Annotated in this window: 21 protein-coding genes; 8 read left to right on the top strand and 13 right to left on the bottom strand. The window is 73.8% G+C overall.

Features of this window, described 5'->3' with window-relative positions; translation table 11 throughout:
• Window positions 1-14 precede the first annotated feature (14 nt).
• The 3 genes from tgmC to tgmA are packed head-to-tail and all read right to left on the bottom strand — an operon-like array spanning window position 15 to window position 2,400.
• A complete protein-coding gene (gene tgmC, locus AB0O91_RS37005; protein WP_363442742.1) occupies window positions 15-1,145 on the bottom strand; it encodes an ATP-grasp peptide maturase system methyltransferase in 1,131 nt (376 codons plus the stop codon).
• Window positions 1,142-2,092 (bottom strand): ATP-grasp ribosomal peptide maturase, encoded by a 951-nt coding sequence (gene tgmB, locus AB0O91_RS37000; RefSeq protein WP_363442739.1) that lies wholly within the window; start codon window positions 2,090-2,092, stop codon window positions 1,142-1,144. Before tgmB ends, tgmC begins: the two co-directional genes overlap by 4 nt.
• The gene (gene tgmA / locus AB0O91_RS36995) at window positions 2,089-2,400 is read right to left on the bottom strand and encodes a putative ATP-grasp-modified RiPP (protein WP_363442736.1); all 312 of its coding nucleotides are present in this window, start codon (window positions 2,398-2,400) and stop codon (window positions 2,089-2,091) included. The genes tgmB and tgmA overlap by 4 nt, the downstream gene beginning before the upstream one ends.
• Window positions 2,401-2,674: 274 nt before the next feature.
• On the opposite strand from tgmA, the gene AB0O91_RS36990 reads away from it, so the two are divergent.
• Both AB0O91_RS36990 and AB0O91_RS36985 read left to right on the top strand, forming a co-directional pair.
• Complete coding sequence (locus AB0O91_RS36990) at window positions 2,675-3,508, top strand: helix-turn-helix transcriptional regulator (protein WP_363442733.1); 834 nt, start codon at window positions 2,675-2,677, stop codon at window positions 3,506-3,508.
• Window positions 3,501-3,704: a DUF397 domain-containing protein gene (locus AB0O91_RS36985; RefSeq protein WP_363442730.1), complete on the top strand. Its 204-nt coding sequence runs from the start codon at window positions 3,501-3,503 to the stop codon at window positions 3,702-3,704. The genes AB0O91_RS36990 and AB0O91_RS36985 overlap by 8 nt, the downstream gene beginning before the upstream one ends.
• A gap of 156 nt (window positions 3,705-3,860) precedes the next feature.
• Here the strand turns inward: AB0O91_RS36985 and AB0O91_RS36980 are convergent, their stop codons facing one another.
• The 5 genes from AB0O91_RS36980 to AB0O91_RS36960 form a co-directional block, all read right to left on the bottom strand.
• Window positions 3,861-4,409, bottom strand: coding sequence for a hypothetical protein (locus AB0O91_RS36980; protein ID WP_363442727.1), 549 nt, complete (start codon window positions 4,407-4,409; stop codon window positions 3,861-3,863).
• A gap of 831 nt (window positions 4,410-5,240) precedes the next feature.
• Entirely contained in the window at window positions 5,241-6,476 is a 1,236-nt protein-coding gene (locus tag AB0O91_RS36975) for an MFS transporter (RefSeq protein ID WP_363442724.1), read from the bottom strand.
• 200 nt (window positions 6,477-6,676) lie between these two features.
• The gene (locus AB0O91_RS36970; RefSeq protein WP_350518172.1) at window positions 6,677-6,988 is read right to left on the bottom strand and encodes a helix-turn-helix transcriptional regulator; all 312 of its coding nucleotides are present in this window, start codon (window positions 6,986-6,988) and stop codon (window positions 6,677-6,679) included.
• 82 nt (window positions 6,989-7,070) lie between these two features.
• On the bottom strand, window positions 7,071-7,724 hold the full coding sequence (locus AB0O91_RS36965; RefSeq protein WP_363442721.1) for a hypothetical protein: 654 nt from the start codon (window positions 7,722-7,724) through the stop codon (window positions 7,071-7,073).
• A 312-nt stretch (window positions 7,725-8,036) separates the two neighbouring features.
• Window positions 8,037-8,405: a helix-turn-helix domain-containing protein gene (locus AB0O91_RS36960; protein ID WP_363442718.1), complete on the bottom strand. Its 369-nt coding sequence runs from the start codon at window positions 8,403-8,405 to the stop codon at window positions 8,037-8,039.
• Window positions 8,406-8,629: 224 nt separating this feature from the next.
• Here AB0O91_RS36960 and AB0O91_RS36955 point away from each other — a divergent pair, with 224 nt between their 5' ends.
• Window positions 8,630-9,481, top strand: coding sequence for an alpha/beta hydrolase (locus AB0O91_RS36955; RefSeq protein ID WP_363442716.1), 852 nt, complete (start codon window positions 8,630-8,632; stop codon window positions 9,479-9,481).
• A 118-nt stretch (window positions 9,482-9,599) separates the two neighbouring features.
• On the opposite strand, the gene AB0O91_RS36950 is transcribed toward AB0O91_RS36955, so the two are convergent.
• Entirely contained in the window at window positions 9,600-10,454 is an 855-nt protein-coding gene (locus AB0O91_RS36950; protein ID WP_363442815.1) for an SAM-dependent methyltransferase, read from the bottom strand.
• Window positions 10,455-11,686: 1,232 nt separating this feature from the next.
• Between AB0O91_RS36950 and tpx the strand changes: the two genes are divergently transcribed.
• Both tpx and AB0O91_RS36940 read left to right on the top strand, forming a co-directional pair.
• Entirely contained in the window at window positions 11,687-12,187 is a 501-nt protein-coding gene (gene tpx / locus AB0O91_RS36945; RefSeq protein ID WP_363442713.1) for a thiol peroxidase, read from the top strand.
• Between the two features lie 119 nt (window positions 12,188-12,306).
• Entirely contained in the window at window positions 12,307-12,678 is a 372-nt protein-coding gene (locus AB0O91_RS36940; RefSeq protein ID WP_363442710.1) for a hypothetical protein, read from the top strand.
• Between the two features lie 111 nt (window positions 12,679-12,789).
• On the opposite strand, the gene AB0O91_RS36935 is transcribed toward AB0O91_RS36940, so the two are convergent.
• The 4 genes from AB0O91_RS36935 to AB0O91_RS36920 all read right to left on the bottom strand — a co-directional run bounded on the left by AB0O91_RS36935 (window position 12,790) and on the right by AB0O91_RS36920 (window position 15,993).
• Window positions 12,790-13,197, bottom strand: coding sequence for a DUF6193 family natural product biosynthesis protein (locus AB0O91_RS36935; protein WP_363442707.1), 408 nt, complete (start codon window positions 13,195-13,197; stop codon window positions 12,790-12,792).
• A 546-nt stretch (window positions 13,198-13,743) separates the two neighbouring features.
• Window positions 13,744-14,502, bottom strand: coding sequence for an SDR family NAD(P)-dependent oxidoreductase (locus AB0O91_RS36930; protein ID WP_363442704.1), 759 nt, complete (start codon window positions 14,500-14,502; stop codon window positions 13,744-13,746).
• On the bottom strand, window positions 14,499-15,482 hold the full coding sequence (locus tag AB0O91_RS36925) for a ketoacyl-ACP synthase III (protein WP_363442701.1): 984 nt from the start codon (window positions 15,480-15,482) through the stop codon (window positions 14,499-14,501). Before AB0O91_RS36925 ends, AB0O91_RS36930 begins: the two co-directional genes overlap by 4 nt.
• Window positions 15,483-15,732: 250 nt before the next feature.
• Window positions 15,733-15,993 (bottom strand): hypothetical protein, encoded by a 261-nt coding sequence (locus AB0O91_RS36920; protein ID WP_363442698.1) that lies wholly within the window; start codon window positions 15,991-15,993, stop codon window positions 15,733-15,735.
• Window positions 15,994-17,081: 1,088 nt separating this feature from the next.
• Between AB0O91_RS36920 and AB0O91_RS36915 the strand changes: the two genes are divergently transcribed.
• The 3 genes from AB0O91_RS36915 (at window position 17,082) to AB0O91_RS36905 (ending at window position 21,665) form a co-directional block, all read left to right on the top strand.
• The gene (locus AB0O91_RS36915; RefSeq protein ID WP_363442695.1) at window positions 17,082-17,975 is read left to right on the top strand and encodes a class I SAM-dependent methyltransferase; all 894 of its coding nucleotides are present in this window, start codon (window positions 17,082-17,084) and stop codon (window positions 17,973-17,975) included.
• A gap of 35 nt (window positions 17,976-18,010) precedes the next feature.
• On the top strand, window positions 18,011-19,642 hold the full coding sequence (locus tag AB0O91_RS36910; protein ID WP_363442692.1) for an NAD(P)/FAD-dependent oxidoreductase: 1,632 nt from the start codon (window positions 18,011-18,013) through the stop codon (window positions 19,640-19,642).
• Between the two features lie 544 nt (window positions 19,643-20,186).
• Window positions 20,187-21,665: an FAD-binding protein gene (locus AB0O91_RS36905; RefSeq protein ID WP_363442689.1), complete on the top strand. Its 1,479-nt coding sequence runs from the start codon at window positions 20,187-20,189 to the stop codon at window positions 21,663-21,665.
• The last annotated feature ends 248 nt before the right edge of the window (window positions 21,666-21,913 follow it).

Below are 21,913 nucleotides of genomic sequence, written 5' to 3'. Positions count from 1 at the left end.
CCTCGTTCCCGGCGTCAGGCTACTCGGGGCCAGGTGATCTCCTGCCCCTGCGGCGTGACGGTGATGCGGAACCGCTCCAGGGGCGGGGAGCCGTCGGTGCGCCACCGGGTGATGTGGTCCGCCACGTCGTCCCAGAGCCGTGCCGGCCCGCCCTGGCGGACCGTCCACTGCCCGTTGTTCCGGGTGAGCGCCGCCCAGGAGCCTGTTTCGACGTCGAGCAGGACGTGGTTCTCCCGGCCGTCGGGGCCGAGGGTGATCCTCTGCGCCCGGGGGGCTGCGATCTGGGCGACGAAGCGGGCGGTCCAGTCGGCGAGGAGGTCGATCCCGAAGGCCGTGCGTCGTTCGTCCCCGGCCCCGAAGTCGGGCAGCAAGCCCAGGGGCGGGGGTAGTTGGGGCCGGGCGAGCATGAAGGAGATCTGTCCCCCGAGGAAGGTGCCGCGTGCCGTTCCGTCGGCTTCGACGGTGAGCCGGGCCAGCTCCGACGAGTGGAGCCACCCTCCGACCGTCGCCAGGATCGTCCCTCCCGCTCTGGTCTGCCCGACCCATTCGTACGGGACCGTGACCACCGCGCAGGTGACCGTGATGCGGTCGTAGGGGGCGTTCTCCGCGTATCCGAGCAGCCCGTCGCCGACGACCAGGTCCGGGTGTGCCCCGCAGGCCGCGAGGGCGTTCCTGGCGCGAAGGCTCACGCTCTCGTCCACCTCGACGGAGGTCACCGCGTCGTCACCGAGGCGACGACAGAGCAGCGCGGTCGAGTACCCGGTGCCCGTACCGACTTCGAGGACCTGGTGCCCGTCCTCGACCCGGAGTTCCTCGTGCATGCGCACGACGAGGTTGGGCATCGTGCTGGAGGACGTCGGGGCCCTCATGATCTCGCCGCGGAGGTCGCCCGGCGCGATGGTCCCCGCGATCTGCGTGACCAGTGATTCGTCCGCGTAGCACCTGCGGAGCCAGTCGTCCGTGCCCGGCATCACCGGCCGCCAGGCGGTGGGTGCCGAATCGGGTACCTGCTCGAAGAAGCCCCCGGCCAGGAACTCGTGCCGGGGGACGGCTTCGACCGCGTGGCGCCACGGCTGCGTGCGAAGGTGCCCGGCGGAGGCCAGATCGTGCGCGAGGTTGCGGCGCAGTTCGGCAGCGGTGGTCATGCGGTCTTCCTCTCCAGCAGGTCGGCCATGGCGGCGATCATGGGCAGGCCCGTCTCATGCTCCAGCCAGGCCCATTGGCCGGACGGGTTGCACTCCAGGAACCACCATCGCCGGTCCCGGTCGATCGCGAAGTCGAATGCTCCGAAGACCAGGCCGAACCGGCGCAGGTAGGCGTGCAGCCGGCTCTCCAGGCCCTCCGGGGACCTCACTGCCGAGTAGCTGAGCCTGTCGTAGTCGGTGCGCCAGTCGATCAGACCGGAATCGATGCGCACGGAGAACACCTGGTCGCCGATCACGGTCACCCTCGCGTCCGCGATCTTGTCGACCCGCCGCTGGAACAGGTGTGCCGTACCGGCCACCGACTCATCGATGTCCTCCGGCAGGACGTCGGCCACCGTGACCGTGCAGGAGACGCCGTCGACCTGGTAGAGCGGGGTCGACAGCGGCTTGTAGAGCACGGGGCCGTGCCGCCGGACGAAGGCCCGTGCGGCGTCGGGATCGGCCGTGATCAGGGTGGGCGGGAAGCGGAAGCCGCAGTCGGCGGCGACCGCGAGGCCGGAGGGCTTGAACTCGGCGTCGCCGATCCGGTGAGGATGGTTCACGTACAGGCAGTCGGGCAGTGAGGCCAGGACCCCGCCCAGTCCGTACCGGGCCTGGGTGGCGGCGAACCGGCTGTCCTGCTCGTTCAGGTGGGGGAAGGTGAAACCGGACGGCCGGCGGTAGTAGAGGGAGCGGACGTCCGCCAGGTCCGCGGTACGGGTAGGGGTGCTGAGCGTGCCCTCGATGCCGTGAGGCGTGATGGTGGCCGCGAACGACAGGGTGGTGGGGAAGTCCCCGGAGTCGAACCGCACGACCGGGATGCCCCGGTCGTGCAGCTCGCCGATCACCAGGTCGGTCGTGGGGTCGTCAAGATTGGTGACGACCAGAACCGGACCCGGTTCCGTCACTGGTCGCCGTCGCTCCCCGTGTCCTGGTCACCGCCGCCGGACCCTCCGGGACCGCTTCCGTCGCTCGGGTTGCCGGTGTTGGTCGACGGCTGGGTACCGGTGCTGGTGCCGTGGCCGGGCATCTCCATGACCGCCCCCTCGGCGTCGAAGTAGCGGCCTGTCTGCGTCTCCGGGTCGAGCTGGACCCGGCTGTAGGCCGGGGCCTGCGCCGGGAACGGCGCCATGCGGCGGGTTCCCCACGGAACGGGCGTGGCGATGCCGTTGGGGAGCGGTTCCCCGGTCGGCATCCGGTCGGAGTGGACGAACACGGGTCGTACCTCCTCGCGTCGATGGTGCAGATGACGAGCAGCTCGGTGCTGCTGCCCCTCCGGGTGCGTCAACCAGCGCTCCCGAAGGGAGTTCGGGGCCCGCACCCGTGCCGACCTTGTCGGGTCGGGGTCCAAACGGCTGCCGCCATTCGTCGACCGGGGCCAAGGCGGGCTCCGATCCGTAGTGCGATGGCTACCCGGGGTCGCCACTGTCCTCTAGGCTGCATGACTGTTCAACTTGTCTCCCACCGTTTGTTTGGTAGGTCGAAGCACTGTGAACAAGAAGGAACTTGACCCCGGGGCCTCGCCGGCCGCCGAGCTGGGGGTGCTGCTTCGCACGTCGCGCGAACAACGGGGGTGGAGTCAGGAGCAGGCGGCCGAGCTGGTCGGCTGCACGTCGTCCTACATCTCTGCGATCGAACACGGTCGAAGGAATCCAAGTAGACGTATTCTGACGGCACTTGACAGAGTGTTTGATTCGGGCGACATGTTCCGCCGGGAGAGAGGGCTGCCCGGCCAACGCACCCTGTTCGAGGGTTTCGCGGAGTACCTGCGGAACGAGGCGTCAGCGGTTGCTCTGAGGTTGTTCGAGATCAACATCGTTCCGAGCCTGCTCCAGACCCCTGCGTACAGCCGGGCGTTCCAGGAAGCCCCGGTCCTGCGGGGGATCGCGACTCAGCAACAGGCGGATGAACGGACCGAGCAGGTGTTGCGGCGACAGCGGCTCCTGGATCGACAGCCGGCCCCACACCTTCAGGCGGTCATAGACGAGGCGGCGCTGCGACGGCCGATCGGAGGACGTGACGTCATGGTGGAGCAGCTCAGACACCTCGAAGCGCTTGCCCTGCGGCCCAGGTGCCTGATCCAGGTATGCCCGATCGCAGCCGGGCAACATCGACCGTTCGGGTTCCCGATCACGTTGCTGACCACGCGAACCGGCGCCACCCTGGGATACGGCGAGACGCAGCGGCGCGGCTACCTCGAACGCGATCCTCAGACGCTGGCAGAGTGGACCGGTGAGTACGATCACCTCCAGGCCGAGGCGATGTCGGCGGGTGCCACCATCGAGTTCGTTCGAGCAATACGGAGAGGCTTCGAGCATGGATGATCTGCGCAATGCCGCTTGGCACAAGAGCAGTTACAGCACCCAGGGAGGAAACTGCGTCGAGGTCGCCGGCGGAGTGCGCGCAGCCGTGCCCGTGCGCGACTCCAAGGACCCCCAGGGTCCGGCCCTGGTCTTTCCGGCCGATGCCTGGCGGACGTTCGTGGCCGGCGTCCGGGCCGGCGATTTCGGCGAGGTCTGATGACCCCACGGGGCCCCCGCCCCCGGGACGCCGTCGGTGGATCCGGGGGCCTGCGCGGCGTCGGCCCGCACGACCCCGTCGGGGTGGTGGCGCAGGCCGACGTCGTGCGGGGGGTCAGCACCCCGGCCGTGGACCGCTCTTGAGCCCTGCCGGCGGCTACGCTCTCCGCGGCTTGCGCCGCCCGCCCCGACTGCCGTGCGGCCGGTTCCGCTCCTGGGCGAGCACCTCCGCTTCGAACCGGGCTCTGCTGGTCACGGCTCGCGGTTCAGGTACGAGCGTGGCCGCCGTCGAGCGCCATGGGACGGCCGAGGCCCAACCGACCAGGGGCATGGTCTCGTCGTAGTGCGGAGCGAAATCCGCCACGATGATCGTGGGCATCCGGTAGTCCAGGCTGCGGACGTGGTCGAGGAACGGCCCGGGCAGCGAGACGTGGTGGGTCTCCAGGTAGTGCGGGAAGTCCTTGCGCCACAACCAGGAGCCGTCGCTCGCCAGGGACGAGCACCCCGGTGAGTGCCGGTGGGTGCTGCCGGTGATGACGTCGTGTCCGGCTTCCATGACGTCGATCAGGATGTGGCCGACGTCCAGGTAGGCCACCAGGTCCGCCTCGTCCGGCTCGCCGACGGGCCGCACGGCGTCCCGGATCGATCCGCTCGGCCGGCCAAAGCGGTCGTCCAGTTCGCCGTAGAAGCCGAGCAACCCCAGCACTGCGTCCCCTTCGACGAGCCGTTCCGCCCTGCGGCCACCTTGGTCATCGGCGGGTGAAGGCAAACGATCACGCGGCGCCGCAGGTCACAGCGTAGACGCCGCCCGCCGGCAGGAAGCGTTCGAGGGCCTCATGGACCGCATCGCGGTCCGGTTCGCCCGGGTCGGACCCCGGCGCCGAATACGGCACCTGTTCCCGGGACCGCTCGCGGACCCGCCGCGGAAGAACGGCCGGACCCCTCGCCGGTCGGGCCGGCGAGGCCGCTCCCGACGCCGTGCGGCACCTGATCGGCCGCGCCGGGTGGCACGCCGACGCCGTGCGCGACGCTCTGCGCGACTACGGGGTCGATCACCTCCACGACGACCGGGCGGTGCTCGTGGACCGACCGACCGGCCCGACCGCCGCCGGGCGGCCGGACCCGGCCCGGCTTCCGGAGGAGAGCGCGCGGATGGTGTGCTGCGGTGCTCCCGAAGGGCCGTCCGGCGATGCGGGTGCGGGACGCGCTCGAACCGGTCCTGGCCGACGGCGACTTGGGGGCCGCCCCGGCACGGGAGCCGACCCGCACCGGGACGCACCGCACTCGCAGGCGAACCGCCCGCCGGCCGCGTTCCCGACCGCACTGGCCGGCGCACCCGGCCAGGGCCGGGCCGCAGCGTCAGCCGGCCGGCGCCGCCGTCGGCTCCGCCCGCCTGGACGCCCGCCTCCACGCCCGGCTCCCCGGCGGACCACTCGCCACAACCCGCACCCCACCCCTCGCGGCGCTCCGCCCCGTTGGACGGGATCCAACGGGGCGGAACCCACCAACCGCGTCCGACCCGGAAGGAGCCGGGCCGTCAGGGCGCGACCGGGGCCGGGGCCGCCACCGGCGCCGAGGCGGGGGCCGCCACCGGGGCGGGGGCCGGGCCCAGGCGGCGGCGGGCCAGGACCGCGGCGAGGGCGAGGGCGGCCAGGGCGGCGCCGGTCAGGGGCAGCTGGCGCGGGCCGGCGGCGGTGACGGTGGCGCCGGCCAGCGCGGTGCCCAGGGTGATGCCGAGGTTGGAGAAGGAGATGAACAGGCTGTTGCCGAACTCCGGTGCGCCGGCGGCGTCGCGGGCCAGCCAGCCCTGGGCCACGGCCAGGCCCCCGGAGTGGACCGCGCCCCACAGCAGGACGGCGGCGGCCATCGGCGCCGGGTGGGTGCCGACGGCGTACAGCAGCGCGTACAGGCCGATGTACAGCAGCGGGTAGGCGGTGACGGTGCGGGTCAGGCCGCGTTCCAGCAGGCGCCCGAAGCCGACGCCGGCGCCGGTCATCACCACCCCGAAGGCCATCAGCGCGGGCCCGGTCAGGGACGGGGACACCCCGGTGACGCGTTCCAGGTACTCGGCGAAGAAGCCGTAGCCGCTGAACATCGCGGCGAACACCAGGGCCACCGCCGCCACCGACAGCCACAGCCGGGTGCTGCGCAGGATGCCCAGCTGCCCGGCCCAGGTGGGCCGTTCGCCCTCGGGCAGGCGCGGGAACAGCAGCAGGATCCCGGCGGCGGCGAGCAGGTTGACCCCGGCCCCGGTCCAGAACGCGGCGGGCAGGCCGAAGTGGTCGGCGAGGAAGGACGTCAGCGGGACGCCGAACGCGAAGCCGGCGCTGACCCCGGCGAAGACCGTGGTCACCGCCCGCCCGGCCCGCCCCGGCGCGGCCAGGCGCCCCGCGGCGGTCAGCGCCAGGGAGAAGAACACCGGGTGCGCCAGCGCCGGCACGATCCGGAAGGCGAGCACCACCGGGAAGGAGTCGCTCAGCGCGCAGACCGCGTTGGAGAGCGCGAACAGCGCCGCCGCCCCCGCCAGGACCGCCCGGCGCGGCAGCCGGGCGGCCAGCAGCGTCAGCCCCGGACCGCCGAGCGCCACCGTCAGGGCGAACGCCCCGACCAGCCAGCCCGCCGTGGCCGGCGCCACCTGCAGACGCTGCGCCAGCCGCGGCAGCACCCCGACCACCCCCATCTCGGTGGTGATGATCCCGAACACCCCCAGGGCCAGGACCCCCACCGCCGCACCCCGGCCCGCACCCCGGCCCGCACCCGCTCCGCGTCCCATCGACAGCCTCCCTCGCGCCGCCGCGGCCCGACCCCGCCAAGCCGCAACGACAAATCTAGATAGTTAGATGAATCATGGCCGGAGAAAAGGGCCACCCCCGCAGGGGCGCCCCCACTCCGGGCCGGGCACAGGATCCGAGCAGGGCACAGGATCCGGGCAGGGCACGGCATCCGGGCGGGGCACGGGATCCGGGCGCGGCGTCAGAGCTCGTCGCGCACGTACGCGGCGAAGGCCGCGATGGTCTCCTCGTCCCGCCGGTAGAACGTCCACTTGCCGACCCGCTCCGACACCAGCAGCCCCGCGTCGCGCAGGATCTGCAGGTAGCCGGAGACCACCGACTGGGCCAGCCCCGAACGCTCCCGGATGTCGCTCACGCACACCCCGACGTGGAAGCCGACCCCGCGCTCGCGGTAGTAGCCCTCGTCCCAGTACCGCTCGGGCGTCTTGAGCCAGCGCAGGAAGTCCGCGCGCGCCGGATTGGCGAGCGCCTTGTGCACGGCCAGCGGATCCACCGCACACACCCCTTCCCGCCCGGCCCGCGGGACCACCCCGACGGCAGGACGCATCCAATATTCTGGATACGACCTGCGGGTGTCAAGACGCGGCCCCGCCCCCGGCGGCCCCGCCCCCCGCTGTGCCCGGCGCCGGGCCGGAGGCGGGCGCGACGGGGGCCCCCGAACCGGAGGCACTCGAACCGGGGGCGGGCGCGGGGGCGGCCAGGACCCAGGCCGGGTAGTGCGGCGCGGCGATCGCGGGCGAGGGCGGGGCCTGCGGGTGCAGGGCCCCGGCGGGGAAGAACGCCGTGCGGCAGCGCCGGCACCACCAGCCGCTGCCCCAGCGCGCCGTCAGGTGCCGCCAGTGCCCGTGCAGGACGCGCAGGCGCTCGTCCTCGCGCCGCCCGGCGCGCCGGCGCGAGAACGCGCGCACCGCCAGTGCCGCGACCGTGAGCACCGCGGGCCCGACCAGGCCGCCCAGCAGGTAGCCCGCCCGGTAGGCGCCGTCGTAGCGCTCCAGGTCCGGATGCGGGCGCAGCAGGGTGAGCACCCCCAGCAGCAGCCACAGGGCCGCGAGCACCACCAGGACGGCGGCGGCCGCACTGGCGGGCAGGGGCTGCGGCTGCGGCGCGGGCGGCGGGGCCAGGTGGGCGGCCTGCGCCGGGTCCGGCGCGCCGGCGCCGCGCTGCGCCAGGGCCTCGGGCACGGGCAGGGCGTGCTCGGCGGCGGCGCAGCCCGGGCATACGGCACTCATCGAACGGTCCACTCCTCAGGGCGACTTGTGCGCGAACGATCCCGGCGGGCAGTACATCACAGGAGTCTGACGGTATGTCACCGGTTTTCCCGGCGGGCCGCCGGGGGCCCGGGCCGGGGGCGTGAACGGCCCTCCCGGGCGGGGACGGTGGGGCCGGCGGGTAGCGGCGGGTACCGGCGGGTCCCGGCGGGCGGCAGCGGACGGGTCACCGCTGCCGGCGGGTGGCGGCGTCCAGCGAACGGTGCGCCGTCCGCGGTGACTTGTGCACGGGCCGTCCGTGCGTGCGGCACACCACGGCGGGCGGGCGGCTGGTCAGGCGGGGGGCCCGTCGGGGGTGTGCCGGTCGGCGAGGCGGTTGTTGCGGTCGATCTGCGGCATGTGCGTCTCGGCCCAGGCCCGCAGGGCGGCCAGCGGCTCCTCCAGGGACAGTCCCAGGGCGGTGAGCCGGTAGTGGACGGCGGGCGGCACGGTGGGCTCCACCCGGCGCGAGGCCAGGCCGTCGCGCACCAGGGCGTGCAGGGTGACGGACAGCATCTTCTGCGAGATCCCCGGGACACGGCGCCGCAGTTCGGCGAAGCGCAGCTCGCCGGGGGCCTGTTCGGCCAGCACCTTGACCGTCATCGACGTCCACCGGGTGCCGATGCGCTCCAGCAGCCCGCGGGTCGGGCAGCGCGGGTCCATCAGGTCACCGCGCCCACCCGGCCCACCCGGCCCACCCGGCCCGGCGGGCGCTGCGGGCGCTGCGGGTCCACCGGGCCCGCCGGGGCGCCGCTCGCCTGCGCCGGGAGGCGACGTGGTCACCTGGGGCTCACCACCTGAAGGGAAAGTGCCGTCTTGGGCGGACCAGCGTAGTTGCCTAGCGTGGCCTGGTCACCACCACCCCGCCCGATCCCCGGAGTACCGCCATGCCCGAACTGCGCCGCGTCCTGGCCAACGGCGTCGAACTGAACGTCGCCCTCAGCGGATCGGGGCCGGCCGTCCTGCTGCTGCACGGCTTCCCGCACACCTGGCAGGTGTGGACGGACGTGATGGCGGGCCTGTCCGGCCGCTACCGCGTCATCGCCCCGGACCTGCGCGGGTTCGGCGCCAGCGGCCGCCCCGACCACGGGTACGACGCGCACACCCTGGCCCGCGACGCCGAGGCGCTCCTGACCGCGCTCCACATCCCCTCGGCCGCGGTGGTGGGCATCGACGCGGGCACCGCTCCGGCCTTCCTCCTCGCCCTGCGCCGCCCCGCCCTGGTGCGGCGCCTGGCCGTCATGGAGTCCCTGCTGGGCCGGCTGCCCGGCGCCGAGGACTTCCTCGCCGACGGGCCCCCGTGGTGGTTCGGCTTCCACCGCGCCGCACCCGCCCTGGCCGAGACCCTGCTGGAGGGACGCGAAGCCGCCTACGTCGACTGGTTCCTGGACACCGGCACACTCGGCGACGGGGTGCGCCCCGCCCTGCGGGACGCCTTCGTCCGCGCCTACACCGGCCGCCCGGCGCTGCGCAGCGCGTTCTCCTACTACCGGGCCCTGCCCGAGAGCGCCCTGCAGATCCACCAGGCGCTCGCCACCGCCCGCCTGACCGTACCGACGCTGGCCGTGGGCGCCCGGCCCGTCGGCCCCGCGCTGGAACGCCAGCTGCGCCCGGTCGCCGACCACCTCACCGGACACGTCATCGAGGACTGCGGCCACATCATCCCGCTGCACCGCCCCCGCGCCCTGCTCGCGCTGCTGCACCCGTTCCTGGCCGGCCCGGACACGGCAGCGGCGTGAGCGCCACGCCCGCTCCGGCGGCCACCCGGCCGACGACCCCCGACCGGCGGCCGTCGACCGGCGACGCGGCGCGGTGCGGCGCGGTGCGGTGTGGTGCGTGCCGCCGGCGGCACGCGCCTCACAGGCGCCGGGCCCACACCAGCCCGCCGGGGCCCTCCCCGTGCTGCGGCGGGGTGCTGACCGGGCGTCCGTAGGCGGCGGCGCGTTCGCGCAGGGTGTGGCAGCGGGCCTGCCAGCCGTGCCCGGCCAGCCAGGCCACCGGGTCCTCGGGCATCTCCGAGACCCACATCGAGGCCGCCGACCCCGGTGCGGCGTCCGCGGCGAAACGCTCGATCACCCCGCGCGCGCCCAGGGTCAGCCCCATCCGGCTGCCCGGCGCCGAACAGGCGCCGACGCGCTCCAGCAGCAGGTCCACCGCCTCCCGGGGCAGGTAGATCAGCAGCCCCTCGGCGATCCACACCGTCGGCTCGCCCGGGTCGTGCCCGGCGGCGGCCAGCGCGCCGGGCCAGTCCTCGCGCAGGTCCACCGCGACCGTGCTGCGCGAGCAGCGCGCCCGGGCCCCCTGCTCGCGCAGCACCGCGGCCTTGAAGTCCAGCGGCTCGGCGGTGTCGACCTCGAACAGGCGGGTGCCCTCGGGCCAGTCCATCCGGAAGGCCCGGCTGTCCATCCCCGCCCCGAGCAGCACCACCTGGCGGATCCCGGCGGCGCCGGCCTCGCGCAGCAGGTCGTCCAGGAACCTCGTCCTGACCACGATGGAGAACGCCACGGCCAGCCGGCGCCGGCGCGCGGCCTCCCCCTCCCCACCCCCGTCCCCGGGCCCGTCCCCGGGCCCGTCCCCGGACGGCGGCGGCGGTGCGGGCCAGCGTCCGCCGGCGACGGCGAACGCCCGGGCCAGCGGGTCGTGGAACAGCGCGTCCTCGCGCTCGCTCTCCAGCGCCCGCACCCTGGCCACCCCCACCGCCGTGGCCCACACCCCCGACGGCCGCACCCGCTCCCGGTCCTCAGTCACCGCGCCAGCGTAGACCGCCCTACACACAGGCCGTCCCGGGGGCCGGACCGCCTCCCCCGCGGCTTCCCGGCAGGCACCCGCGCAGGCCCCGCCGTCGCCCCTCCCCCGCGCTCCCCGGCAGGCGCCCGCGCAGGGCGCGGCCCGGGCGGTGACCGCCCGCCGCCGCCCGGGCCCGCCTTCGCGCCGGTGGCGCGCAGGCAGGCGTCGACCCGGGCACGGCGGTAGCCGCGGCCACCACCGCGAACACCGCCACGCCGCCACGCCGGTGCGCCGGTGCGCGGCAGGCGCCAGGTGCGCGTCCACCGCCGCCGGGTCGTAGCCGCGCCAGGCGGTCGCGAACAGCACCACCACCGGCGCCCCCGGCCGGCCCGGGTACGCGCCGGCCACCACCGCCTCGACCTGCGCGGGGCCGCAGCCGCGCCCCACGACCCGAAACCGCGGCGCCACGAGGCACCCGCCCGCCCCCGGCCCGTCCGCGGGCGCGGGCGCACCGGCCCTGGTGACGGCGGTGGTGACGGCGGTGGCGGTGGCGGTGGCGGTGGCGGTGGCGGCGGTGGCGGTGGCGGTGGCGGTGGCGGTGGCGGTGGCGGCGGTGGCGGTGGCGGCACGGTCGACCTGGCCCCGGTCGTAGCCGAACCGGGCGAGGGCGAAACGCGCGTCGGCCGGACGCGCGTGCGCGGGCGACGCGAAGTAGGCGTCCACCGCACGGCGTTCGTCACCGCGCCGCACCAGGTCGAAGCCCCCCGGCCCGCCCGCCTCCACCGCCTCCCGCCCGACACCGGCCATCCGCCTGCCCCTCTTCACCCGAACCACCCCCGGACCCCCAGGGCGCCGGCCGGCCCAACCACCGCCCCGCACCGGCGGGTTGACGACATCCCCGTGCCGGCCCCGGCACGGAACGGACGGCGGACGGCACGCGGCGGACGGCAGGCGGCGGGCCGGTCGGGTTCCGACGACCGCCCCGGGCTCCCGGCGCGGGGCCCGTCCCGGCCGGGGCCCTGCCCCGCCGGCCACCCGACGCCGCCCCCCGCACCGCAAAGCGGAGCGGCCCGGCCCGGAGGGCGGTCCGGGCCGGGCCGGGCCCACGGTCCGGGGCGGGTGTCCGTTCCTCGGTCACCCGGCGTCGGCGCGCGCGGGCGGGCAGTAGGATCAGCGGCGTTGTCACCCGTACGTATACCGCTGGTAGGAGGCTTTTGATGGCTCAGGTCACGCTGAAGGGCAACCCGGTCGAGGTCGGCGGCGCGCTGCCGGCCGCGGGCACCCAGGCCCCGGCGTTCTCGCTGGTCGGCGAGGGCCTCGCGGACACCTCGCTGAAGGACTTCGCCGGCCGGCGCAAGGTCCTCAACATCTTCCCGAGCGTCGACACCCCGACCTGCGCGGCGTCGGTGCGCACCTTCAACGCCAAGGCCGGCGCGCTGGAGAACACCGTGGTGCTGTGCATCTCGGCGGACCTGCCGTTCGCGCAGGCGCGGTTCTGCGGCGCGGAGGGCCTGGAGAACGTCAAGACCCTCTCCACCCTGCGCGGCCGTGACTTCCACGAGGCCTACGGCGTGTCGATCAACACCGGCCCGCTGGCCGGCCTGACCGCCCGCGCCGTGGTCGTCCTGGACGAGAACGACACCGTCCTGCACACCGAGCTCGTCGCCGAGATCGCCGACGAGCCGAACTACGAGGCCGCCCTCGCCTCCCTGAACTGAGCCGCCCGCCGCGCCCCGCGCGGCCACCGGCCCCGGGCCCGCCGCGCACCCCGCCACCACGGGGCGCGCGGCGGGCCCCGCCCTTCCCCGCGGCGGACGGCCCCGGCACAATCCCGGGTGTGAGCGACTCCCTGAGCCAGGCGTGGGACTTCCAGACCCGGGCGGCAGCGGAACAGGACGACCTGTGCCGAACTCCCGGCCGGTCGTGGGTTCCGCCCATCCTGCGGGACCTGGTCCTCGCCGCGAGGAACACCTCGCTGAGCCGCTACCACCCGTTCACCAGCCATGCGACGCTCCGGTTCAGCACCGGGCCCACGTGGTGGCTCGGCGACGCGGACGTCCTGGCCGTCGCCATCGCGCTCGTCCCCGAAGGCCGGTACCTCGTCCACACCCGGTCCCCGCACGACGGGACGTTCACCGCGCAACTCGAGACCCCCGACGCCGACGAAGCGGCCGCCCGGGCGGAACACCTGGCGAACGCCCCCGGCTGAGTCCGCCGAGTCCGCCCCCGCCCCCCGGACCGCGCAGCCCCGCAGCCGCACAGCCGCGCAGCGCCGCCGCCGGCGGGCGCCCGCCGCGCACCGTCACCCGCGCGCTCCGGCTCAGCCGGTGACGACGGGATCGCGGCCGGCCGGCAGCAGGGCGACCACCAGGGCCACCGCCTCCTCGGCGGTGGCGACTTCGCCGACCACGGCCGTCGGGGAGCAGCGGCGGACCGTGAACCGCCCGTTGTGCAGGGGCTCGATCGACCCGGCCTGCACGCTCCAGGGGCCGTTGCTGTCGCACCTGCTGAAGCGCAGCGTGAAGTGGCTGGTGAACGGATACAGGCGCCGCAGCCGCGGCTGCGCGCCGGCGGCCTCCAGCAGCGCGACGATGCCCGGGTAGGGGTGCCCGGGTGAGCGGATCCGGTGGGCCTGCTCGTTCCACCGCCGGCGCAGCCGCAGGATCTGCCAGTGGGCTTCGACGGCGTGGGCCGCTCCGCGCGCGCGTGCCGCGGCCAGATCCGGCATGACCGGCCTGGGCGGCAGGTCCGGCATGACCGGCCTGGGCGGTGGGGGCGGGCTGACCGGTGCGGGCGGTGGGGGCGGGCTGGCCGGTGGGGGCGGTGGGGGCGGCTGCTGGCCGGATGTCCCGTTGTCGGTGTCCACCGCCCCAGTGTCACAGGCGGGACCCGGGCGCGGTGGCGCGAGGGCGAAGACCCGGGCCGCGCAGGCGCCGCCGCACCCGGGGCGTGCCGCCTGGGCGCCTGCGGTGGGGGGCCGTTGCCGTCCGCGGCCGGCCCTGCGCGCGGGCCGCCGCCGGCCGGTCCCGGGCCGCGCGCGGGGGCCGGCCCGTCCCGCGACGGGCCCGCGACGGCCCCGCACGCGGGCCGCGCGTCCGGGATCCGGCGCGGTCCCGGCCGCGGCCGTCCCTCACGCCTCCTCACCCCCGGGGCGGGGGCGGGGCAACGCGCCTGCCCCCGCCCCCCCTTTTTTTTGCCGTGACGGCGGGGGGCGGGGGCGGGCGGGGGCGCACCGCGGACGGGCGGTGCGCCGTGGTGCGGGGGCGGGCGCCGCTCAGGTGATGGAGGCGCCCGAGTCGATGCTGATGACCTGCCCGGTCATGCAGTCCTGGTCCAGGAACAGGCCGATGGAGCGCGCCACTTCGCGCGGTGTGACGAAGCGCGGCACGGGGATGCGTTCGCGCATGCCGTCGACGACGTGCGCGGGCAGGGTGTCCGTCATGCCGGTGATCATGAAGCCGGGTGAGAGGGCGTTGACGGTCACCCCGCGCCGCCCGCACTCGGCGGCCAGGGTGCGGGTCAGCCCGATCAGGCCCGCCTTGGACGCGGAGTAGGCGGTCTGGCCGGGGGTGGCGATCAGCGCGGACGGGGAGACGATGTTCACGATCCGCCCCCAGCGGGCGCGCAGCATCGCGGGCACGCACGCGCGGGCGGTGTGGAAGGCGCCGACCAGGTTGGTGTCGATGACCTGGCGCCACTGCGCGGGGTCCTGCATGGCCATCAGCGAGTCCTTGCGGATCGCGCCGTTGTTGACCAGGACGTCCACCTCGCCCAGTTCCTCGCGGATGCGGGCGTGCAGCGCGCCGACGGCCTGCCAGTCGCCGACGTCGCCGGTGACCAGCACGTGGTCGTTGACGAGCTTGCCGGCCACCTCCTCGGCCTGCGCGCGGGAGCTGTTGTAGTGGACCGCGACGCGGCAGCCCGCCGCGTCCAGCTCCAGTGCCAGTTCCCGGCCCAGCCCGCCGGAGGCGCCGGTGACCAGCGCCACCGGGGCGGCGGGGCGCTCGCCGAACGCCGGGGCCTGCGCGCTCACCGCACGCCTCCCCACTCCAGCAGCACCGAGCCCCAGGTCATGCCGGCCCCGAAGCCGGCCAGCAGCACCTTGTCGCCCGCGCGCACGCGCCCGGCGTCCAGTGCCTCCGCCAGCGCGATCGGGATCGAGCCGGAGGCGGTGTTGCCGTAGCGCTCCAGGTTCGTCACCAGGCGCTCCGCGGGGATGCCGGTGTGCGCGAGGACGGAGTTGATGATGCGGATGTTCGCCTGGTGCGGGACCACGTGGTCCACCTCGTGGGGCTGGAGCTTGGCCTGCTCCAGCGTCTCGCGGATCGTGCGCACCGTGTAGCGCACCGCGTTGAGGTAGATCTCGTTGCCGTTGATCTGCGCGTAGTGCAGGCCCTGGGCGACGGTCTGCGCGGTGGTGGGCATCCGCGAGCCCCCCGCCAGGACCTTCAGGCTGTTCTTGCACGAGCCGTCCGCGCCCAGGTTCCACGCCAGGACCCGTTCCACCGGGCCCGGTTCCAGTACCACCGCGCCCGCGCCGTCGCCCACCAGGATCGACAGGTCCCGGTCGGCGGGGTCGGCGGTCAGCGTGTGGGTGTCCGAACCGATCACCAGCACCGGACGCGGGTCCATGCGCATCAGCGCGATCGCGCTCACCAGCGCGTACACGAACCCGGCGCACTCGGAGTTGACGTCGTGCGCGCTGCCCGCGATGCCCAGCTCGTCGTGGACGAACGCCGACGTCGCCGGCGAGGGCTGCTCGGGCGTGGCGGTCGCCACGATCAGGTGCGCGATGTCCTTGCCGCCCAGCCCCGCCCGCTCCAGGGCCCGGCGCCCGGCCTGCGCGGCCATCGACGCCGTCGTCTGCCCCGGGCCGACCGCCCGGCGCTCACGGATCCCGCACCGCGAGACGATCCAGTGCTCGTCCACCCCGAACCGCTCGGCCAGCTGCGCGCTGGTCACCACCCGCTCGGGAACCGACATCCCCCAGCCGGTGACGTCGAAACCGCTCATCTGCGTCCCCTCCTTCCCCTGCTCATCGACACAACCACCTGCTCATCGACACGACCGTCGACCCCGGCACCGGCACCGGCCCCTGCGGTCCCGGCACCTGCGGCCACGGCCGCTGCGGTCCCGGCCGAGGCCGTGGCCTCGGGCCGCGCGGCCCGAGGCCGCGGGGGCCCTGCGGGCACCCGGGCACCCGCAGTGCCCGCGCCCCCTGCCGCCTGCGCGGCCCGCACCCGACGCACCCCGGGCCCCCGGTTCAGGAACCGGAGGAGGCCACGAGCGCCAGGATCCGCCCGTGCACCACCCGCAGCGTCGTCGTGTCGTCGATGTCCGCGAACAGCGACTCGTCCGCGGGGATGTGCGGGTACTGGTTCTGGAACCCGTACAGCCACTCCATCAGGTCCAGCGAGTCCACGTCCGCGATGTGCTGCAGCGCCGCGTCCGCGTCGACCGCGGCCGCACCGGAGACCGCCTGCAGCTGCGCGGCCAGGTCCTCGACAGTGGGGATCTCGGACATCAGTGATCAATTCCCTTCCAGGCAAGCCCCCGCCCCCGGCAACCCCCCTGTGCACCCGCCCGCCCCGCCGGGGGCGGGAACAGCCGGAGAAGCCACACATCGGGGGAAAGGCCCAGGAGACGACGGGGCGGCGAATACGACGGATACGACCGATGGCACGGACAGGACCGACACCGGCCGACAACGGCCGACGACGGCTGACGACGGCGCCCCGCACCGGTCCCCGCCCCCACAACCGCACACCGCACGAGGAGGGCAGGACCCGCACGGCTGGGCGCCGCTCGTCCTGTCGACACCGCATGAAACCCGCCCCCACGCAAACGCCCCGCAACCCGCCCCGCCCCCGCGCACTTGCGCACCGATTGCGACCAGCGCGCTTACCTGACCCACAACACACCGCACCCGCACACCCGCACCGCACCCGGCCCGCACCGCACGACCCCGCACCACCCCGGGACAACACCAGGCCGCACCCCGCCGCACCACCCCGGGCCACCCCGGGCCCAGCGGGGCGGCCCGCACCAGGCCGCACCGGGCCGCACCGGGCGCAGCGGGACGGCCCGCACCAGGCCACGCCGGGCCGCACCGGGCCCGGTACCCGCCGGAGCGCGCCGGGCACGGCGGGGCGCTCCCCGGGGCCGGCCCGCACGACGAAGAGCGCACCCCCGGGCCGGGGCGTTCCACAGCGTCACGGCACCGCCGCACCGAAGCGTCACGGCACCGCCGCACCACAGCGTCACGGCACCGCCGCACCGAAGCGCCACGGCACCGCCGCACCGAAGCGTCACGGCGGCGGCGCCGGTGCCGGCCGGTCCGGGTGCGGCCCGAGTGCCGCCAGCGCCGGGCCGGTTCACCCCGGCGCCGCGCAACCGCCCTCCCCCGAGGGCGGGTTCACCTACGAGCAAGAGGGCACGCCGCCCGCGCCGGGCGCCCGGCACCCGCCGGCCACCGGGCCGGGCGGGGCACTGCCGCCGCACGGCCGCCACCGCCACCGCCGCCGTCTGCGGCTGCGGCTGCGGCTGCGGGGGCGTGTCCCCGTCCGTCCGCCACCACCCACCACCCACTACGACCACCGAGGGGCCCATCCCATGACCACCGTCGAAGCCCGCACCATCAACCCCGACGTCGAGGCCATCCGCCACCACTACGAGGTCGGCAACGACCTGTACCGGCTCATCCTGGGCCCCACCATGATGTACTCCGGCGGCTACTGGGAGGACGGCGAGGACCTGGTCGCGACCCTGGACGAGGCCCAGGAACGCAAGCTCGACGTCTTCACGGACCTGGCGCGGGCCGCCCGCACCGAGCGCGTCCTGGACATCGGCTGCGGCTGGGGCACCATGCTCAACCGCCTCACCACCGTCCACGGCGTCAAGAAGGCCGTCGGGGTGACCCTCTCACGCACCCAGGCCGACTTCGTCGCCGCCCTGGACAACCCCGCTATCGAGGCGCGCGTGGAGAGCTGGGAGGACCACCGCCTGCCCGAGGGCCAGGAGCCCTACGACGCCGCGTTCTGCATCAACGCCCTCGAGCACTTCGTGCTCTCCTCCCTCACCCCCAAGGAGCGCACCCAGCGCTACCGGGTGTTCTTCAAGCAGGTCCACTCCCTCCTCAAGCCCGGCGCGCGGTTCGTCCTGCACACCATGACCGTGGAGAACCCGCCGCTGCGCCGCCAGCTCCTGGACGACCTGAAGTTCCTGCAGCGCGAGGAGTTCGAGGGCTGCCACATCCCGCGCCTGCCCGAACTCGCCGCCGGCCTGGACGGCCTGTTCGAGGTCACCGAGATCCGCAACGAGCCGGAGTCCTTCGCCCGCGCCTGCCGCGCCTGGCTCGAGCTCCTGGCCGCCCGCCGCGAGGAGGCCGTCGCCATGGCCGACGAGGCCACCGTCGCCCGCTTCGAGCGCTACCTCGACATCTTCGCCTACACCCTCGAGGACCACATCTTCAACAACTTCCGCGTCACCCTCACCCGCCGGGCCTGACCCCCGCCCGCCCGCCCCGCCAGGAAGCAGACGCCATGACCACCACCACCGAACACCCCGCCACCACCCCCGACCACACCCCCGCCCCCGCCCCGGGCACCGTGGCCGGCACCCCCGCCCGGGCCGGCGCCGACACCACCACCGCGGCGGCGGTCCTGCCGGCCACGGCCCCCGCGGGCACGCGCCCCGCCCCCGTGCGCCACCTCAAGGTCGCCGTCATCGGCGCCGGCTTCTCCGGCCTGGGCACCGCCATCCGCCTGCTCCAGGCCGGCGAGGACGACTTCCTCGTCTTCGAACGCGCCGACGACCTCGGCGGCACCTGGCGCGACAACACCTACCCCGGCTGCGCCTGCGACGTCCAGGCCCACCTGTACTCCTTCTCCTTCGCCCGCAACCCCGAGTGGAAGTCCACCTTCGCCACCCAGGCCGAGGTCCACGACTACCTGCGCTCGTGCGCCCACCGCTACGGCGTCACCCCCCACCTGCGCTACGGCCACGAACTCCTCGCCGCCCGCTGGGACGAACACCACCACCACTGGGCCATCGACACCAGCCAGGGCCACTACACCGCCCAGATCCTGGTCACCGGCACCGGCTACCTCTCCGAACCCGCCCTGCCCGCCATCCCCGGCCTGGACACCTTCACCGGAACCCTCTTCCACTCCTCCCGCTGGCGCCACGACCACGACCTCAGCGGCCGCGACGTCGCCGTCATCGGCACCGGCGCCTCCGCCATCCAGTTCGTCCCCCGCATCCAGCCCCAGGTGGGGCGCCTGGACCTCTACCAGCGCACACCCCCCTGGGTCGCCGCCAAACCCGACAAGCCCAACACCGCCCGCCACACCTGGATGCTGCGCCACCTGCCCGGCTACCAGCGCCTGCGCCGCTCCTTCAACAAGAACGGCCGCGAGATCGTCGCGTTCTTCATGTCCCGCCCCACCCGCACCACCGGCATGAAGAACATGGCCGCCGGCCACCTCAAGAAATCCGTGGCCGACCCCGCCCTGCGCGCCCGCCTCACCCCCGACTACACCGTCGGCTGCAAACGCCTGCTGTTCTCCAACACCTGGTACCCGGCCATCCAGCAGCCCAACGTCGACATCATCGCCGACACCATCACCTCCGTCGGGCCCGACCACGTCACCACCGCCGACGGCACCCGCCGCCACGTCGACACCATCATCCTGGCCACCGGCTTCACCGCCACCGACCGCCCCGTCGCCCACCGCATCCACGGCACCGGCGGCCACACCCTCGCCCAGACCTGGAACCGCACCGGCATGAACGCCCACCGCGGCACCACCGTCCACGGCTTCCCCAACCTCTTCATGATCCTGGGCCCCAACACCACCCTGGGCCACTCCTCCCAGACCGTCATGATCGAAGCCCAGATCACCTACATCCTCGCCGCCCTGAAGACCCTCACCCGCGGCTTCAGCAGCGTCGACGTCCTGCCCCACGCCCAGAGCGCCTACAACCACACCCTGGCCAAACGCCTCGAACACACCGTCTGGAACAACGGCGGCTGCCAGAGCTGGTACACCGACCGCCACGGCAACAACCCGTCGATCTGGCCCACCTACACCTGGCGCTACCAACGCCAGACCCGCGCCTTCGACCTCACCAACTACCACACCACCACCCACACCGACCTCACCACCACCTGACCCCCGCACCCCCACCCGCACCCGCACCCCCGCACCCGCACCCCCGCGGGCAGCCCGCACCCGCGCCACCGCCGGCCCGCCGCCCGAACCCCCACCCGGGCGGCGGCCCCACCCCCGACACCCCCGACGCGTTGAGCCCACACCAGCCAACACCAGCACGCCCCCGACGCGTTGAGCCACCACCAGCCAACACCACGACACCCCCGACGCGTTGAGCCCACACCAGCCGACACCAGCGCGCCCCAGCCGTGTTGCCGACCAACCGGTCAACACCCCAACACCCCAGGCGCGTTGAGCCCACACCAGCCAACACCCGGACACTCCGGACGCGTTGCCAGCCCCCAGGCCAACACCCCCGCGCCTCAAGCGCGTTACCTCACCCCGGCCCAACACCCCCACAGCATCAGCCCGTTACCGCTCCACGCCACCAACCCACCAGCACATCAGTGGCGTTGGAACCACCAACACACCACCCGAAAATCAGACCCCCCAGCCGACTCACCGCCAGAACCCACCCCACACACGAAAGGAACCACCCGCCACCATGAACAACCACCACCCACCCCTCACCCGACGCACCCTCCTCACCGGCCTCACCGCCACCGTCATCGCCTACAACACCACCACCCGCACCTGGGCCACCACCAACACCCCCACCACCGGCCGCCTGTCCCCCGTCCCCACCCTCGACGGCACCCTCACCACCAACCCCGCCACCACCGCCACCCACGCCCACGACTTCGGCCGCCTCACCACCAACACCCCCCACGCCGTCCTCAACCCCGGCTCCACCCAGGACATCGTCAAAATCATCAACTACGCCCGCCGCAACGGCCTCAAAGTCGCCATGAACGGCCAAGCCGGCACCGGCAACGACCTCGAATCACACTCCAACTACGGCCAAGCCGGCGCCGCCGGCGGCATCAGCATCAACGCCCGCGCCCTCAACAAAATCCACACCATCACCCCCACCACCGCCACCGTCGACGCCGGCACCACCTGGGCCGAACTCACCGAAGCCACCCTCACCCACGGCCTCACCCCACCCTGCCTCACCGACTACCTCCACCTCACCATCGGCGGCACCCTCTCCATCGGCGGCATCGGCAACACCGTCCAGAAATACGGCCTCCAAACCGACACCGTCGAATCCCTCGACATCATCACCGGCACCGGCCACCACCTCACCGCCACCCCCACCCACAACACCCGCCTCTTCCACGCCGCCCTCGGCGGCGCCGGCCAAGCCGGCCTCATCACCCGCGCCACCCTCAAACTCATCCCCGCCCCCCAACGCGCCCTCGTCTTCACCCTCCACTACACCGACCTCACCACCTACATGAAAGACCAGGAAACCATCCTCAACGACGGCCGCTTCCACACCCAAGTCGGCGAAATCCACCCCCAACCCCCCGGCACCCCCACCACCTACACCATCGAAACCGCCACCTACTACAACACCACACCCCCCAACCCCACCCCCCTCCTCCAAGGACTCACCCCCCAACAAACCACCACCACCGACACCACCTACCGCGAATACACCTTCCGCGCCAACACCTTCGCCGACAACCTCAAAAACCTCGGCTACTGGAACCAACCCAAACCCTGGCTCTCCCTCCTCCTCCCCGCCACCACCACCCACCAATTCATCCAAGAAACCCTCACCACCCTCACCCCCGACGACATCGGCCAAGGCCTCCTCCTCTTCTACCCCTTCCACACCAACAAAATCACCCACCCCCTCACCATCACCCCCAACGAACCCACCGCCTACCTCTTCGACCTCCTCACCTTCCCCCACCCCGGAACCAACCCCCAACCCGCCCTCACCCGCAACCGCAACCTCTACAACCGCGCCACCCAACTCGGCGCCAAACGCTACCTCGTCGGCGCCATCCCCCACATGACCACCACCGACTGGCAACACCACTACGGCCCCCAATGGACCACCCTCACCACCAACAAAAAAACCTACGACCCCACCCACACCCTCACCCCCGGACAAAACATCTTCCAATAACCAACAAACAACAACCAAAACCACAAACCAGAACCACAAACCCAACCCCAAGCACCAAACCGAAAAGCAGCACCCCCAAACCCAAACCGGCAACCGGCAACCGGCAACCGGCAACCGGCTTAACACCACCCCCTAACCAAACCCACCAACCACCCCAAAACCCCAAACCAGCCAATCAACCAACCCACCACAGAAAGAAACCCACCACCATGCACCCCATCAACCACACCCAACAAACCATCTACCCC

It is taken from the genome of Kitasatospora sp. NPDC089797 (assembly GCF_040684795.1).
Classification (GTDB): Bacteria; Actinomycetota; Actinomycetes; order Streptomycetales; family Streptomycetaceae; genus Kitasatospora.
Note: the sequence above shows the minus strand (reverse complement) of the source record. Positions and strands in the feature narration are given on the sequence as shown.

Coding starts and splice junctions, on each gene's coding strand:
- tgmC (WP_363442742.1), bottom strand. CDS start 1,145: ATGACCACCGCTGCCGAACTGCGCCGCAACCTCGCGCACGATCTGGCC.
- AB0O91_RS36985 (WP_363442730.1), top strand. CDS start 3,501: ATGGATGATCTGCGCAATGCCGCTTGGCACAAGAGCAGTTACAGCACC.
- AB0O91_RS36975 (WP_363442724.1), bottom strand. CDS start 6,476: ATGGGACGCGGAGCGGGTGCGGGCCGGGGTGCGGGCCGGGGTGCGGCG.
- AB0O91_RS36965 (WP_363442721.1), bottom strand. CDS start 7,724: ATGAGTGCCGTATGCCCGGGCTGCGCCGCCGCCGAGCACGCCCTGCCC.
- AB0O91_RS36960 (WP_363442718.1), bottom strand. CDS start 8,405: ATGGACCCGCGCTGCCCGACCCGCGGGCTGCTGGAGCGCATCGGCACC.
- AB0O91_RS36955 (WP_363442716.1), top strand. CDS start 8,630: ATGCCCGAACTGCGCCGCGTCCTGGCCAACGGCGTCGAACTGAACGTC.
- tpx (WP_363442713.1), top strand. CDS start 11,687: ATGGCTCAGGTCACGCTGAAGGGCAACCCGGTCGAGGTCGGCGGCGCG.
- AB0O91_RS36935 (WP_363442707.1), bottom strand. CDS start 13,197: ATGCCGGATCTGGCCGCGGCACGCGCGCGCGGAGCGGCCCACGCCGTC.
- AB0O91_RS36925 (WP_363442701.1), bottom strand. CDS start 15,482: ATGAGCGGTTTCGACGTCACCGGCTGGGGGATGTCGGTTCCCGAGCGG.
- AB0O91_RS36920 (WP_363442698.1), bottom strand. CDS start 15,993: ATGTCCGAGATCCCCACTGTCGAGGACCTGGCCGCGCAGCTGCAGGCG.
- AB0O91_RS36915 (WP_363442695.1), top strand. CDS start 17,082: ATGACCACCGTCGAAGCCCGCACCATCAACCCCGACGTCGAGGCCATC.
- AB0O91_RS36910 (WP_363442692.1), top strand. CDS start 18,011: ATGACCACCACCACCGAACACCCCGCCACCACCCCCGACCACACCCCC.
- AB0O91_RS36905 (WP_363442689.1), top strand. CDS start 20,187: ATGAACAACCACCACCCACCCCTCACCCGACGCACCCTCCTCACCGGC.